The sequence below is a fragment of the Neobacillus ginsengisoli genome (assembly GCF_030813055.1).
This window is the reverse complement of sequence record NZ_JAUSTW010000006.1, coordinates 124,791-138,862: the sequence shown is the minus strand read 5'-3', so window position 1 is coordinate 138,862 and position 14,072 is coordinate 124,791. Positions and strand designations below refer to the sequence as shown.

The following is a 14,072-nucleotide window of genomic DNA, read 5'->3' as shown; positions in this document are numbered from 1 at the left end:
ATTACTTTTCTATTGGAAGTGATAAAATAATAGTAAATTTCTTTAAGGATGAATATCTGTGGTAAATCGGATTTTACTAGTTGATGATGAACCCTCCATTTTAGATGTTTGCACACGGAAAAGAAGAAGATTGAAATGAAAGTTGACTTACCTAACCAGATTCCAGCTATCTATGTCGATCGACACGATAGCAGAAAAATCATGACGGATTAATCGTTGTCACAAGCGACCTCGGTGAGGGAAGTACTTTTACTATTGTTAACCCCATTCATAAACGTAAGGGAGGAGAGACAGATGAATTATAGACTCTTTTTTCAAAGGAAATTAAATTTTGGAAAAAGACTTATTCGATTGCATCATTCAAATGCACTATTATTTCTGGTGTTAAGTGTTACAGGATTTATCTTATTTTCTTCTACATTTCGATCCATATTTCCGTCAGTCAGGGTATGGATAAGAGATTTTCACATTTGGGTCGGAGTATTCCTTTGTCTTCCATTGCTATTATATCTTCCTAAAATGAAACAGCATATAAAGACACTTCAAAAAAAGAAAAATAACCGGATCAATCTTTACTTTTTCTTAGTTATCTTAATTTTATTGATTGTCTCTGGTTTCTTGTTAACTTATCATAGACTATTCCCACCTATTGTAAGCTCATGGTCCCTTTTCATCCATGATTTATCTACATGGTTCGGGGTGCCGTATGCCATTTATCACAGCATTACTAGAAGCCAATGGTTTAAGCAGATCGTGAAAACAAAACCTGAAAAAAGAGTACAAGAACCGTTCATAATTGATGATCAAAATCCTATTTACAAAAGAAGGACATTTTTAAAGGTGTTAAGCGGAAGCATCATTGCACTTGCTTTTTTACCTTCTATGACAAAATGGCTTCGGGCTTATCTTCCCGCTGGCGGACCGACAGAAACTTTAACAGATGGTAATCAACTTACGCCTTTACCACTGCCTTCTGCAAATTCTTCCCCACCAATAGGAGGCGGTAAAAAGGGAGAATTTCGGTACTATACGGTAACAGAAATTCCAAAACTAACGAATGAAAATTGGAGCTTCACCCTTGATGGTTTAGTCGAACAGCCAAAACATTATAATTGGAGTGAGTTTGTTAAGCTTCAAAGGAATGTTCAAGTAAGTGATTTCCATTGTGTAACAGGTTGGAGTGTATACGATATTACGTGGGAAGGGATTCCATTGAAAAAGCTTCTCCAGGACGCTGGTATTAAAAAAGAAACAAAATACGTAAAATTTTATTCAGCTGATGGAGTTTATACAGATACCTTAACAATAAAACAAGCATTGCAGGACGATATAATGGTTGCTGTTTTATTGGACGGAAAGTTAATAAATCAAAAGAACGGCGGTCCAGTTCGATTAATCGTACCTAAAATGTACGCTTACAAATCAGTTAAATGGTTAAACAGGATTCAACTTATCAAAGAGGATCATATCGGATATTGGGAAGAACGAGGGTATTCAACAGATGCCTGGGTCAACACATAAGGAATGGTAAGGAAGGGAAAGCAAATTGGCAGTAGAAAATCGATTATCGTCATTATGTTACCTGCGGACATTGCCCTTTGGGGCTTTTCCTTTTGCTCAAGCGAAATGTAAGCGGGCAAACCATTCAGCACCTTAAACGAGTCATTTACAATGTTTTCTATTCTTGAAATATCCCGCAATGGATTGTACCACCTTTTTTAGGTTATCTATCAGAATTATAGACATACTCTCAAACTATACTATAATACTACAATTAATCTTCCAAAAATTTCATTAACCAAACCACTTTTATCTATGTGAACATTATGAATAATATGGCAGGATTGGTCTGCGGGTGGTTATAATTAAGTAAAGGGTTAGCAACCGTCATCCTTTGCAACATGTTGTTTCACCAGAGATGGTTTATTTTTTAAAATGGCCGTGGTTCCGAACGACATTAACTTAATCGGAATCGATGTGCGAAAATGGAAGGGAGAGAATCACATGTTACAACGTCCAAATCAAAACGAGTTTCCTGAGTATTATGTTCCTTACGTTCAACTAGTTCCGGAAGGTGACCTGTTACAGACTTTAGAAAAAAATCTTGTAAAGATGGAAAACCTTTTTGCGGGGATTTCTGATGAGGATAGTCTTTTTCGCTATGCGGAGGGGAAATGGAGCATCAAAGAGGTGCTGGGGCATATAACAGATACGGAAAGAATCATGAGCTACCGCCTGCTCAGAGTTGGTCGCGGTGATCATACACCATTAGCGGGATTTGATGAAAATCTTTACGTTAAAGGCTCCCAAATCAACAAGATTCCAATCAAAAACATCCTAAATGACTTTATCGCAACAAGAAGGGCCACTATCACCCTCATTCAAAATATGCCAGAAGAAGCGTGGTCCTATAAAGGCATCGCAAACAACTTAGAAATTACAGCAGGTGCCATCGCCTACATCATCGCAGGACATGAAATGCACCACCGAAAAATAATTAATGAAAAATACTTGTAGTGCCTGTCACCGTTCGTGGACAAAACACGACTTTGTCCACGTGTTGAGGACACACAAAAATCCTGTTGCGAACAAACGTTCTTTGTTTTATAATCAATTTATGGGGTAATAATAGGAGGTATGCTGTTTTCTTTGACAAGTGGCATTAGGAGACCTGTCATTCAGAGATTCGTGCATCGTAGGAAAAATAAAAATACTTATAAACCAAGGAGTTGTTTATTTATGACATTGAAATTAATTCCTTATTTAGTAATGAACGGAAATGCAAGAGAAGCAATCAGCTTTTACGAAAAAGCTATGGATGCCCAAGTTCTCTTTGTTCAATCATTCGGAGAAATGCCCGAAAACCCTGATTTTCCATTACCAGCAGAAGCAAAGGACCGTGTGTCACACGCAACTGTAAAAATCGGCGAATCTGAACTTATGTTTTCCGACACATTCCCAGGACAACCGCACCATAGTGGAAATCAAGTGACGATCTGTATTTCTACTGATGACGAAGAAAAATCAAGAAAAATTTATGATGCATTAACGGATGGCGGACAAGTAACCATGCCGCTTCAGGAAACTTTTTTTAGCCCTGCTTACGGAAGTGTAACTGACAAATTCGGTGTGAACTTCCAAATTTTCACTGAAGGCAAACCACATCAATAATTATTGATGTTGATACTACTCTGATTGGAATTTTTCCCTTGAGGGCATACCTGCTGAATACATCTATTTTGTGAAGTTAGCTTGTTTGAATCAGCAATTCGATTCCTTATATTCACCCATACCCTTTCATCATTCGAATTTACATACGGGAAACATGAAACAAAAAGGCCCTGTTCGCATCACATGATGCGAGCAGGGCCTTTTTTCTTGGGTTCATCAAAATACAGCCATCCTATGAAAACATAATAAATATCTCCTTCTCTCGAAATAGAGGGCTCATCCTTCTACAACCTATAGTTTGAAATAAACTTTAAAAATTCCTTTTGCGTAGAATGCTCATATTTCATAACTGCGTACGTGTTAGCTTCCGGTAAGTTAATGGTATAACAATTTACCTCTAACAGCCTCCCTTCCAATAATTCCCTTCTGACTGTCGCTGTCGGGAGGAAGGAAACCCCTAGGCCTTCAATAATAAATCTTTTTGTAATGTGAATTTGTGACACCTTCATCATTCGTACACTTGGATATTTACTTTTTACTATCGTGCAAAGATTTTCCCAATACCCTGGATGATTGTGGGTTAAAAGATAATTGGTCGTCAACACCACTTTTTCATCTAATGGAGGCGCTGTTTCGGAATCTCTTCCATCATGGGGTGCAACCAGTATAACTCGATCTTTGGATAAAGGCCCGCAAATCAAATTGGGATTGCTGCTGTTTAAACAAGAAAGCCCGATATCGACTTCTTCTTTTAAAACTGCCTGCTCAATATCGATGGATTCGATAATTTTGACGGAAATCTCTACTTCCGGATGCTGTTTTGTATACCTTTTTAAGACAAACGGCAAGATGGTATCTGCTATCAGCGGTGAAATGGCGATTGATAATTTTGCTGTGTACCCTTGGTTAAAAGAGTGTAAATCCTCGAGGCCTCGTTGATAAACCTCCAGCAATCTCTTAGCATGAACCAGGTACCTTTTCCCTTCTTCGGTCAGTTTTACTTTTTTCCCTTCCCGATGGAACAGAAGGATACCAAGCTCTTTTTCAAGCTGTTTTATATGGACCGTAACGGAAGGCTGCGAAATATATAAAATATCTGATGTTCTTCGGAAATTCCCGCAATCTGCAGCCGTAATAAAAGTGTTTAGCCACTGAAATTCCATATTTTTCTCCTTATTAAAAATAGTAATCAATTACTTTAAAAATATTCAATATTCTTAATTATATTTATTTTATAGAATATTACTAAATAAAGAAAGGAGCGATTTTTATGATTGAAAAAGGCTTAAAAGGCATTGTCGCGGCAGAAACTTTAATCAGTCATATTGATGGAGAAAAAGGCAAGTTATATTATCGGGGATATGAAATAAGGGACATAACGAAGAGATATTCATTTGAGGAGGCCGCTTACCTCGTCTGGTTCGGCCATGTTCCTGATGTGACCCAGTTAAATACGCTTAAAAAGCAGTTGAAGGACAACCGTGATCTGCAAGAAAATTTAAGGGTTATCTTAGACCAGCTCCCGCCAAGCATGGATTTGATGAGTGTCATTAGGACCGTTATTTCAGCTGAGGCCGGCAATTTAGATTATGGCTGGAAACCGACAACCTCACAGGCAATCAGGTTAACAGCCCTGGTACCTACGATTATTGCTTATCGAAAAAGACAGTTAGAGGGAAAAGAGTTTGTTTCTCATCGGAGTGACTTAGACTTTGTTGCAAATTACCTTTATATGATGAATGGAAAAGTGCCTATAAAAGCACATATTGAAGCACTCGAAACGTATATGATCTTAACTCTTGAGCACGGCATGAACGCATCTACCTTTTCAGCCAGGGTAACGGCATCTACCGAGTCGGATTTAGTTTCAGCCGTCACGGCAGCAATCGGTACGATGAAAGGACCCCTTCATGGCGGTGCTCCTTCAGGAGTTATCGAGCTACTAAATGAGATTGCTCTGATTGGTGATGCAGAAAAAGTAATCCGTGAAAGGTTAGCCAAAGGAGAAAAATTAATGGGGTTTGGGCATCGAGTCTACAAAACTCGCGATCCCCGGGCCATTTCTTTAAAAGCTAAATTATTGGAAATGGCGGGAGAAGATCAGTGGCTCGACTTGGCCATGGAAGTTGAAGACACTGCGATAAACTTATTGGCAGAACTTAAGCCTGGCCGCTCCCTCTACACAAATGTTGAATTTTACGCTGCAGCCATCATGAAAGCAATCAATATGGACGCAGAACTATTCACCCCCACCTTTACCGCAAGCAGAATGGTCGGCTGGACGGCACACGTTCTCGAACAGGCCGAAAACAACACAATATTTAGGCCTCAATCTAGGTATGTTGGAACATTTCGGTGACAGGCACCGTTCGTGGACATTTCGACCATTTGTCCACCCTGAAAAGACAAACCTCCAATGCGTAAGAATATCCACGCATTGGAGGCTTTTGATTGCTATTATCCCATTTTCTTTCGAGAAGTGGCTGGCTGATATTTTCTCATCGGGCCATATTCGAGGACCTCTTGAAGATAGAGATTGCCGTTCGGGCTTGATTTTTTGAGCAGTTCCATCAGGTATGTAATATCGTCAAGTGCTCTATGTGTTTGGTAATTTGTGATGTTATGAGACTGCAATAGTGTAAGGAGTTTTGCATTAGCAAAGCCATAGTTTTTCCAAGGAACACTTTTCATCGTGCAATACCACTTTAACTCATTAACCTCCGGATACATTTGATAAAGAAAGCTGCGGTCAAATGAGGCATTGTGAGCAAATACCGTGTCGGCCCGATGGAAGTATGTCTTGATTTTTACATCATAAAAGCTTTTTCCCCTAACTGATTCATAAGGGATTCCATGAACACGAAATGCGCGGTCATAATTGTTCCGTGCGGAGGATGAAATTGGTTCTCTTAAAAAGGAATCCTCCTCAAGCACCTCGATGATCTCTCCCGTATCGGTTCGATATGAAAATAATTTTAAAGCGAGTTCGATAACTTCATCCGTTGTCGGCCCGAGCCCGGTGGTTTCAACGTCGAGTACCAATCCTAGTTTTTCTGATTTCCGCAAAGTGATCACCTTTTTATCCTAATGTTACTTCTATTATAGCAGAGGTTAACTTCCTATCCTATTACCAAAAAGCCCCAAGGATGGCATGAGAACCTTAAGGGGAATCGTTTTTTTTATCTAAATCTCAACTTTTGTTTTATTTGCATCCGCGGATAAACTATCAAGATTCGCGGATAAAATGTAATTTCCCGCTGATAAAGGATTATAAGAGAGGACTGTGATCGTTAAACAGCATCAAAATGGTTTCGAAAACAGTCGATTTAATAAAAATAGACTCAAAACCTGCTTAAAACTCAACTTTTTGCAGATTTTCCAATAATTTTTTATTTAAATCAACGATCTGCCCAATTTCTGTTTCTTCCATTTGTTCTAATGCAGTAACCATCGCTTGATAGGAATAAGGATTTTGCGTGGAGCTTTTGGATACTTTTTCTCCCTCAGATGTTAACCGCAAATTAATTTCTCTGCGGTCCCCGGTTGATGTCTGCCGTTCTACAAAACCAAGCTGAACAAGGCCCTCTACACTGACACTGACAGTACTTTTCGCGGATAAAAGTCTTTGGGTAATTTCTTTAAGAGTTATTCCCGGAGTGAATTTAAGAAGATTTACGATTGATAATTGCTGCAACGTTAGGCCCAAACGCTCCGCATTTTGCTGTGTGAATTTGGCAGTAGCTTTGTTAATTGCCCAATAAGATTGCAGCACTTCGATTGCCTTCTTAACTTTTTCATCATGATAATCCATTTAGTATCAGTCCCTCCTAAAAAAATAGTTCATAAATGAACTGTTCATTTATGAACTATTTTAACGCAATGGCAAATAAAAATCACTATTGATCAGCCGGTAATCCCTATTAAAAATGCCCTAACCGTCATCACCAAACTCTCATCTAAATCCAGTTCCATGTTAAATCCGTGTTTTTGTTCCAGTGAGGAAAAACCGTGTAAAATACTTCGTAATCCTCTTACTGCGTGTATTGCTTTATCGCCCTCTAATTTAAATGCCTGCAGGATACGAACCGTTAGATTTACGACCTTCTCCCCTGCCAGCTGGACATCCATATCTTCCGGGTCAGGTGCCATTAGTGTCGCCTCATAAATCCCCGGGTGCTTTCGGGCAAAATTGATGTAGGCTTTACTTAGGGCAATCACGGCCTCATCACGTGCCACCCCGATTGCTGACTGTGCTAATTCAGCATAAAGAAAGTCTATTCCAAAGATCGCCAATTCCTTCCTTAACCCCTGTAAGCCATCAAAATGGTTATATAATGAGGGAGGACGGATATTTAGTTTTTTGGCCAGGTTAGCTAATGAGACCTCTTGCATTCCATAATCGTCGGCCAGCTCTCCTGCTGCTTCAAGTATTTTCGTAAATTCGAGTCCAACTTTTGGTCTGGGTGACATGTTTTAAGCTCCTTATTTTAATTTCCTCTCCAAATTGTTAATCGCTTGTTCCATTACCTTTACAGGGTGTTCCACCATTTCGCCATGCCCGACAGCAAGCAATTTCGGGCCATACCCCACTAACTTTTTCGCACTTGCTAAGGATGTATTTTTACTCCAAGTACCAAATGCCGGGAAGGGAAACCACGGTTTCACGTCTCCCGCAACAGCAATCCCTCCTCTTGTTTGCAAGGCATCACCAGCAATCAATGCATGACTCCGCGTATCTAAAAACGACATCGATCCCGGTGTATGGCCTGGAGATTCGATGGCTGTTAACGATCCGACCTGTTCTCCATCCTTCAATAATACATTGGCTCTTGTTTTAAGTTTTTTAGGAGCACCGCCTTTTATCGGTGTTTGATCCTCATTTGGGTCAAGAGTTCGGTCCCCATTCATTAATCTGTTATCTCGGTTCGATATATAAACAGGTACATCAGGACAACTTTCTTTGATAGTATCCAGAGCACCCACATGGTCCTCATGGGCATGGGTCAGCACAATTTTGGTAATCGGTTTTCCGATTTTACCGGCTGCCTCTAAAATACCCTTTGCACTATAAGGTAAAGCCGCGTCAATCAAAGTTAATCCATCCTCTTCCTCCACCAAATAGCAATTCACCGGAAAAACATTGGGCATAAACGTCACCTGATACAAGAAACCTTTTTTAATCATTCTCATTTTGCCTCATCCCCTTTTAACTAATATCATTAGTTTTATTTTAACTAATAATATTAGTTTTATCAAGTCGTTTTGGAAAAAATTTCTTCCTACTTTAAAAAACATGGAACATGTGCTTATAAATTATCTTATTTTTCCAAATGATACTTATGTGAATTTAAATCTCTCGTTATTTAAGTTGACACTTAATTAAGCATGTGCTAAATTAACATCATGATTGAAAAAGTTATTCAAGCTATTGCAGAGCCAAGACGTAGAGAAATCCTTAATCTCGTTCGTGGTGGAGAGCTTACCTCCAGCGCGATTGCCTCACATTTTGACATTTCCGCTCCTGCAATCTCTCAACATCTCAAAGTTCTCGAAGAATCCGGTCTTGTTGTGGTACGAAGATCTGGAACAAAACGGTATTACAGTATTAGAAGGGAAGGTTTTGCAAAAATAAAACAGTACATTGACCGTTTTTGGGATGATAGTTTACATCTATTGAAAGAAGCTGCAGAAGAAGAAGAAAGGAGAAATCATGAATCAGGCAGACAATGAAATAATAAGGAAAGAAATTTTTATCGAATGCCGTCCGGAAACATTGTTTTCGTTCTTTACCGATCCCGAAAAATTGGTGCGATGGATGGGCAGGCAGGTTCTGCTTGAACCAAAAATCGGCGGTAAATATCGGATTGATGTCAATGGCTCCGATATCGCTATGGGAGAATATATTGAAATTGTCCCGTATGAAAAAATCGTGATGACTTGGGGCTGGGAGAAATCGAAGGTGGTACCTCCCGGGACAAGCACCGTTAAATTTCAACTGACTCCGAAAGAAAACGGAACTAATCTAGTCTTGACCCATTATGATTTACCACTTGAACAAATCCCGTCGCATCAACAAGGCTGGGCACATTACATGCCACGCATTAAGCAATTCGCGGAAGGACAGAATCCCGGAGTGGATCCATGGTCCGTTATACCCATGCATTAAACACTAAATTATATTTAAAATTAGAGGAAAAACAATGTCTACTACCATTCATCAGGAAGTTGAATTCTCAGCTACAGCGGATCGCATTTATGCAGCACTCACCGATGGGAAGCAGTTCGGCGAGCTAACAGGGGCACCAACTGAGATTAGTCCCGAAGCAGGTGGCACCTTCTCTTGTTTTGGCGGCATGATTTTAGGAAGAAACATTGAATTAGTTCCAAATCAGCGAATCGTCCAAGCTTGGCGAGTTGCCAATTGGCCGGAGGGTGTGTATTCCATCGCTAAGTTCGAGCTTAAAGAGCAAGGCTCCAAAACACTTTTAGTTTTCAGCCAAATTGGTTTTCCTGAAGAAGAAGGAAAACATTTGGAAGCGGGCTGGCATGAGAATTATTGGAACCCTTTAGAAAAATACGCAGGTTAACAGATTAAAGCGCCGGGAGAATGTCCCCTGGCACTTTTTTCGATTATATTAAAAGCTATTATCTTCCTCGCCTTTTTCAAATCCTTCCCTGTTCTCGTACCAATTTGTGAGTTGTGTCAGGAAGGAAAAAACCAAGAAAAAATTCATTGCCCATATGTTGATAAAGGGAACTAATCCCCCAAATTCAATCGTTTGGTATCCTTTAAAATACATAACAATCATTGCCTCTACAAATATCAGAATAAAACCGACAACACCCGCTACAGCCATTCTAATCAAATCGTTTCCCCTCCAGACGTATTCACTTTATCAATAGTAAAAAGATTGTAATTTCAACAAATTTGTGAATATCCCTACTCCTAGTATACGGCAATTATCGTCATACAACATTTATTATCCTTAATAATTAAGAGCTTAATTATATTAACCATTTTGCAAAAAAGAGCCAAAATTTGCTATAGTTATGGCGTGATTCAGAATAGTTAAGAGGAGCGTTGACAATGGAACTTCTTTATTTTGTGGGACGTGCTATACCTAAACGGGAAAATTTCGTCCAAAGTATGACACCGGAAGAACAGGCAATTTTTGCCCGGCATTTTGCCTATTGTGAAAAGCTGCATTCAGAGGATAAACTGCTTTTGTCAGGGGCGTGCTCAGACGGGGCCTTTGGAATGGTCATTTATAAAGCTGAAACGGAGGATGCAGCCCGCAGCATGTTTGAAAATGATCCTCTAGTTCAATCAGGAATAACTGATACAGAATTCCATCCATTTAAGATTGCAAGGCTGCAGCATCTGTAAAAAGCACAAAAATAAATTACCGCAGTATCCATTTTAAAGCACCGGTGACAATACACCGGTGCTTTAAAATATCGAGTCATCTTCACAACTTCCACATAACTTCCCCCTAACTTCTCCACAAGTTTCTTTTAATATAAAGGTAACTTAACTAGGAAATAGGTTCGAGGAACTCTTTTCTTAAAAACTTCCCATAATTTGATTGGTGCTGACACCAATCTTTTTTTTGCCCTCTTTTATGTTAACTAAAATCAAATATAAGTTGACACAACTCGTATCCCCTTTTACAATTAAAATTAGAAAAATAAGAATCTACTACATATAATCAGGAGATGGGTTATGAAGATTTTAGACATTACGTTAATCGCTTTATTTGTTGCTTTTATGGGGGCGCTAGGCTTGGTTCCGCCCATCATGCTTTCGTTCACACCTGTTCCGATTACCCTGCAAACATTAGGTGTTCTTCTTGCCGGCGGAGTGTTAGGGGCAAGACGCGGAGCGTGGTCAATGATTGTGTTCCTTCTCGTAGTTGCAGCGGGAATTCCACTATTATCCGGGGGCCGCGGGGGCATCGGAGTATTTGTCGGACCGAGTGCCGGTTACCTACTTTCCTATCCGCTTACCGCTTTTTGCATTGGCCTTCTCATTTCGCGTTTTCACCAATTGCGCTTGTGGAATATACTTTTAGTAAACCTAACCGTTGGCATCTTCTTAATCTACCTAATTGGGATTCCGGTGCAGGCATTCGTGATGCATATCCCATTATTTAAAGCGATCCAATTAAGTCTTATCTATATTCCAGGCGATGTATTGAAGGCATCAATCGCTTCTTATCTCGTTTTCCGACTCTTGAAGTCACCAGTCATTTATCGTACACTACAGAAAAACGCTGAGACACTTTAGGTGTCTCTTTTTTTCAAAAAAGGAGAATTCACGTGGCGACGATTACTGATACATATGCAGACCAATCCCCTGAAAAAATTGCCCTGCAAACCCTGCATGAAAAAATCACCTATAAAACATGGAATGAAAAAGTTTGCCAAACCGCAAATTGGCTTGATTCTCTTAATCTCGCAAATCATACATTAGGATTTTTACTGCCAAACGGAATCCCATTCCTGCAGCTGTTCACAGGTGCTTCGCTGGCAGGCTGGACTTCGGTTCCCTTTGACCCGAAGTGGACAGAAGCGGAACTGCTCCAGCGACTGAGCCTTTCACGCCCTTCGGTATTTATCACAACGCAAGAGCTGTATCCCAATGTAAAACATCTTCATCATCATGTATTGCTTTGGGAGGATTGTTTTCGAAAAATAAACCTGTTCTCTAAAGCCCGAACACAGCCGGCCGACGGGAAACTGCCATTCTATATGGGGTTTACCTCCGGCACTACCGGTGTGCCGAAAGCATTTATTCGCTCCCATGACTCATGGGTGGCCAGCTTTGATTGTAATCGTGTTGATTTTCATCTTGATGAATCCGACCAGGTTCTTATTCCCGGGGCATTAATTCATTCTCATTTTCTCTACGGCGCCATAAGCACCTTATATTTGGGCGGTAGCGTTTACCTGCTTGAAAAATTCTCTGCTACTCAGACACTGTCAATCATTGAATTGCAGCCGATTACCACTATTTACGTGGTCCCTACCATGCTGGCAGCCTTGCATAAACTGGAACGAGCCATTGAAAAACCGCTAAAAATCCTATCATCTGGAGCAAAATGGGAAGAACATTCAAAAGAATTAATGAAATTTATGTTTCCCAATATGTCGATGTATGAATTCTACGGGGCAAGTGAGCTTAGTTTTGTTACCGTTTTAACCGAACATCAAAAGCCCGGTTCTGTCGGAAAGCCGTGTCACAACGTAGAAATCCAAATCCGGAAGGAAAACTCGGAGCCGGCTCTTCCCAATGAAACGGGGAAGATTTTTGTCAGAAGCAAGCTGACGTTTATCGGATATCTAAATGAAGGCACCCTCCAAACCATTCATGACGAACATGGCTGGATTACAGTTCATGATATGGGCTATTTGGACGAAGACGGTTTTCTTTTTATCCAAGGCCGGGAAAAGAACATGATCTTATATGGTGCGATCAATATTTTTCCCGAAGAAATTGAAAAAGTGCTAAGTGGGCATCCGGGAGTGGAGGAGGTAGCTGTAATCGGCGTTCCTGACCCCTATTGGGGACAAATCGTAGCCGCTGTTGTAAAAGGCAATGCTCGCAAGAAGGAGTTAAAAAGACGTTGCAGGCAAACTTTATCCTCCTTTAAAGTCCCCAGAAAATGGGTGTTTGTCGACGAAATGCCGCATACAACGAGCGGGAAAATCGCCCGCCCTCAAGTGAGAGAATTAATCGAAAGCAAGGTGAACAGACATTAAAAAAGCAGTCATCGTAAAAGCAAAACGGACCCCGATTGGCAAAAGGAATGGAATGCTCCAAGCCCTGGAGACCCATGAGCTGGCCTCACCCGTCCTTAGCGAGCTTGCAAGCTGTATCGAAGAATTGGTTGATGATGTTATTTTGGGAAATGTGACAGGACCCGGCGGAAATGTTGCTAGGGTTTCGGCCCTTCAAGCAGGATTGCCCCTTTCGGCAACCGGATTAACACTTGATCGTCAATGCAGTGCCGGACTTGAGGCTATTCGGATGGCATGCTATTTGATTCAAGGCGGTGCCGGTCAGTGCTATCTTGCAGGCGGTGTTGAAAGTACGAGCACCTCCCCCTTTCAAAAAAGAGCGCGATTCTCTCCTGACAGCATTGGAGACCCGGATATGGGAACTGCCGCCGAGTATGTGGCGCGGGAATACGGAATCACCAAAGATATGCAGGATCAATTTGCACTACTAAGTTATGAACGTTCCCGGGCAGCTTTTAAAAAAGAACTTTATAAGGAAGAAATCGTTCCGATTGAGGAACAGGACCAGGATGAAGAGCTTCTAAAGGAGCGAAACATGCCGGCCCTGCTAAATCGGGCCAAACCTATTTTTATCAAAGGAAATGGCACTGTCACGGCAGCCAACAGCTGCGGCATTCATGACGGGGCCGCAGCTGTCTTGGTGATGGAGGAGGAAACGGCGGAACGCCTTGGCTTTCCGCCCGTGCTTCGTTTTGTCGACAGCGAGGTTGCAGGCGTGCATCCTCAGTTTCCGGGAATTGCCCCTGTTCCCGCCATCCGGACTCTTTTAAAAAGAAACCGGCTGACCATTGAGGATATTGATTTGTTCGAAATCAATGAAGCATTTGCTTCGAAAATAGCTGCCTGCGCACAGGAACTCCGGATTCCATTTGAAAAACTGAATGTGTCGGGCGGTGCCTTAACAATTGGCCACCCCTATGGTGCGTCCGGTGCAATCCTTGTCACACGGCTTTTCTATGAAGTTCAACGAAGAAAGGGAGCAAAGTACGTGCTCGCTGCGATTGGAAGCGGCGGCGGAATTGGCGTTGCGGTGCTGTTTGAAGTGATGGCGGAAGGTTCAAGTGAAGTGATTGGTTAATAACGGTACGTTGTTGTAGTAA

The 14,072-nt window shown here is 41.0% G+C and carries 17 protein-coding genes; 11 read left to right on the top strand and 6 right to left on the bottom strand.

The window, feature by feature from the left end; translation table 11 throughout:
- The first annotated feature begins 294 nt into the window (after positions 1–294).
- The 3 genes from J2S10_RS18195 (at position 295) to J2S10_RS18185 (ending at position 3,171) form a co-directional block, all read left to right on the top strand.
- On the top strand, positions 295–1,521 hold the full coding sequence (locus J2S10_RS18195; protein ID WP_307410375.1) for a molybdopterin-dependent oxidoreductase: 1,227 nt from the start codon (positions 295–297) through the stop codon (positions 1,519–1,521).
- Positions 1,522–2,004: 483 nt separating this feature from the next.
- A complete protein-coding gene (locus J2S10_RS18190; RefSeq protein WP_307410373.1) occupies positions 2,005–2,517 on the top strand; it encodes a DinB family protein in 513 nt (170 codons plus the stop codon).
- A gap of 222 nt (positions 2,518–2,739) precedes the next feature.
- The gene (locus tag J2S10_RS18185; protein WP_307410371.1) at positions 2,740–3,171 is read left to right on the top strand and encodes a VOC family protein; all 432 of its coding nucleotides are present in this window, start codon (positions 2,740–2,742) and stop codon (positions 3,169–3,171) included.
- Positions 3,172–3,455: 284 nt separating this feature from the next.
- Here the strand turns inward: J2S10_RS18185 and J2S10_RS18180 are convergent, their stop codons facing one another.
- On the bottom strand, positions 3,456–4,334 hold the full coding sequence (locus J2S10_RS18180) for a LysR family transcriptional regulator (protein WP_307410369.1): 879 nt from the start codon (positions 4,332–4,334) through the stop codon (positions 3,456–3,458).
- A gap of 107 nt (positions 4,335–4,441) precedes the next feature.
- Between J2S10_RS18180 and J2S10_RS18175 the strand changes: the two genes are divergently transcribed.
- Positions 4,442–5,530: a citrate synthase/methylcitrate synthase gene (locus J2S10_RS18175; protein WP_307410367.1), complete on the top strand. Its 1,089-nt coding sequence runs from the start codon at positions 4,442–4,444 to the stop codon at positions 5,528–5,530.
- A gap of 98 nt (positions 5,531–5,628) precedes the next feature.
- On the opposite strand, the gene J2S10_RS18170 is transcribed toward J2S10_RS18175, so the two are convergent.
- The 4 genes from J2S10_RS18170 to J2S10_RS18155 form a co-directional block, all read right to left on the bottom strand.
- Positions 5,629–6,246, bottom strand: a complete 618-nt coding sequence (locus J2S10_RS18170; protein WP_307410365.1) for an exonuclease domain-containing protein — start codon at positions 6,244–6,246, stop codon at positions 5,629–5,631.
- Between the two features lie 277 nt (positions 6,247–6,523).
- The gene (locus J2S10_RS18165) at positions 6,524–6,982 is read right to left on the bottom strand and encodes a MarR family winged helix-turn-helix transcriptional regulator (protein ID WP_307410363.1); all 459 of its coding nucleotides are present in this window, start codon (positions 6,980–6,982) and stop codon (positions 6,524–6,526) included.
- A 92-nt stretch (positions 6,983–7,074) separates the two neighbouring features.
- Positions 7,075–7,641, bottom strand: a complete 567-nt coding sequence (locus J2S10_RS18160) for a TetR/AcrR family transcriptional regulator (protein WP_307410361.1) — start codon at positions 7,639–7,641, stop codon at positions 7,075–7,077.
- 12 nt (positions 7,642–7,653) lie between these two features.
- The gene (locus tag J2S10_RS18155; RefSeq protein WP_307410359.1) at positions 7,654–8,361 is read right to left on the bottom strand and encodes an MBL fold metallo-hydrolase; all 708 of its coding nucleotides are present in this window, start codon (positions 8,359–8,361) and stop codon (positions 7,654–7,656) included.
- A gap of 213 nt (positions 8,362–8,574) precedes the next feature.
- Between J2S10_RS18155 and J2S10_RS18150 the strand changes: the two genes are divergently transcribed.
- Genes J2S10_RS18150 through J2S10_RS18140 form a run of 3 tightly spaced genes read left to right on the top strand, consistent with a single transcriptional unit; the run spans position 8,575 to position 9,758 of the window.
- Positions 8,575–8,901, top strand: a complete 327-nt coding sequence (locus tag J2S10_RS18150; protein WP_307410357.1) for an ArsR/SmtB family transcription factor — start codon at positions 8,575–8,577, stop codon at positions 8,899–8,901.
- Positions 8,882–9,337 carry an SRPBCC family protein gene (locus J2S10_RS18145; RefSeq protein WP_307410355.1) on the top strand — a complete coding sequence of 152 codons (456 nt, stop codon included), beginning with the start codon at positions 8,882–8,884 and terminating at the stop codon, positions 9,335–9,337. The genes J2S10_RS18150 and J2S10_RS18145 overlap by 20 nt, the downstream gene beginning before the upstream one ends.
- Positions 9,338–9,371: 34 nt before the next feature.
- A complete protein-coding gene (locus J2S10_RS18140) occupies positions 9,372–9,758 on the top strand; it encodes an SRPBCC family protein (protein WP_307410353.1) in 387 nt (128 codons plus the stop codon).
- Between the two features lie 48 nt (positions 9,759–9,806).
- Here the strand turns inward: J2S10_RS18140 and J2S10_RS18135 are convergent, their stop codons facing one another.
- Positions 9,807–10,028 (bottom strand): hypothetical protein, encoded by a 222-nt coding sequence (locus J2S10_RS18135; RefSeq protein ID WP_307410946.1) that lies wholly within the window; start codon positions 10,026–10,028, stop codon positions 9,807–9,809.
- Positions 10,029–10,258: 230 nt separating this feature from the next.
- On the opposite strand from J2S10_RS18135, the gene J2S10_RS18130 reads away from it, so the two are divergent.
- The 4 genes from J2S10_RS18130 to J2S10_RS18115 all read left to right on the top strand — a co-directional run bounded on the left by J2S10_RS18130 (position 10,259) and on the right by J2S10_RS18115 (position 14,050).
- Entirely contained in the window at positions 10,259–10,558 is a 300-nt protein-coding gene (locus J2S10_RS18130) for a YciI family protein (RefSeq protein ID WP_307410351.1), read from the top strand.
- A gap of 336 nt (positions 10,559–10,894) precedes the next feature.
- The gene (locus tag J2S10_RS18125) at positions 10,895–11,458 is read left to right on the top strand and encodes a biotin transporter BioY (protein WP_307410349.1); all 564 of its coding nucleotides are present in this window, start codon (positions 10,895–10,897) and stop codon (positions 11,456–11,458) included.
- A 32-nt stretch (positions 11,459–11,490) separates the two neighbouring features.
- Positions 11,491–12,933 (top strand): AMP-binding protein, encoded by a 1,443-nt coding sequence (locus tag J2S10_RS18120; RefSeq protein ID WP_307410346.1) that lies wholly within the window; start codon positions 11,491–11,493, stop codon positions 12,931–12,933.
- Positions 12,929–14,050 (top strand): acetyl-CoA C-acyltransferase, encoded by a 1,122-nt coding sequence (locus J2S10_RS18115; RefSeq protein WP_307410943.1) that lies wholly within the window; start codon positions 12,929–12,931, stop codon positions 14,048–14,050. Before J2S10_RS18120 ends, J2S10_RS18115 begins: the two co-directional genes overlap by 5 nt.
- Positions 14,051–14,072 lie beyond the last annotated feature (22 nt).

Bases quoted from the DNA above. Each gene is read 5' to 3' on its own strand.
- J2S10_RS18195 (WP_307410375.1), top strand. From the start codon at position 295: ATGAATTATAGACTCTTTTTTCAAAGGAAATTAAATTTTGGAAAAAGA.
- J2S10_RS18190 (WP_307410373.1), top strand. From the start codon at position 2,005: ATGTTACAACGTCCAAATCAAAACGAGTTTCCTGAGTATTATGTTCCT.
- J2S10_RS18185 (WP_307410371.1), top strand. From the start codon at position 2,740: ATGACATTGAAATTAATTCCTTATTTAGTAATGAACGGAAATGCAAGA.
- J2S10_RS18180 (WP_307410369.1), bottom strand. From the start codon at position 4,334: ATGGAATTTCAGTGGCTAAACACTTTTATTACGGCTGCAGATTGCGGG.
- J2S10_RS18175 (WP_307410367.1), top strand. From the start codon at position 4,442: ATGATTGAAAAAGGCTTAAAAGGCATTGTCGCGGCAGAAACTTTAATC.
- J2S10_RS18165 (WP_307410363.1), bottom strand. From the start codon at position 6,982: ATGGATTATCATGATGAAAAAGTTAAGAAGGCAATCGAAGTGCTGCAA.
- J2S10_RS18160 (WP_307410361.1), bottom strand. From the start codon at position 7,641: ATGTCACCCAGACCAAAAGTTGGACTCGAATTTACGAAAATACTTGAA.
- J2S10_RS18155 (WP_307410359.1), bottom strand. From the start codon at position 8,361: ATGAGAATGATTAAAAAAGGTTTCTTGTATCAGGTGACGTTTATGCCC.
- J2S10_RS18150 (WP_307410357.1), top strand. From the start codon at position 8,575: ATGATTGAAAAAGTTATTCAAGCTATTGCAGAGCCAAGACGTAGAGAA.
- J2S10_RS18145 (WP_307410355.1), top strand. From the start codon at position 8,882: ATGAATCAGGCAGACAATGAAATAATAAGGAAAGAAATTTTTATCGAA.
- J2S10_RS18140 (WP_307410353.1), top strand. From the start codon at position 9,372: ATGTCTACTACCATTCATCAGGAAGTTGAATTCTCAGCTACAGCGGAT.
- J2S10_RS18135 (WP_307410946.1), bottom strand. From the start codon at position 10,028: ATGGCTGTAGCGGGTGTTGTCGGTTTTATTCTGATATTTGTAGAGGCA.
- J2S10_RS18130 (WP_307410351.1), top strand. From the start codon at position 10,259: ATGGAACTTCTTTATTTTGTGGGACGTGCTATACCTAAACGGGAAAAT.
- J2S10_RS18125 (WP_307410349.1), top strand. From the start codon at position 10,895: ATGAAGATTTTAGACATTACGTTAATCGCTTTATTTGTTGCTTTTATG.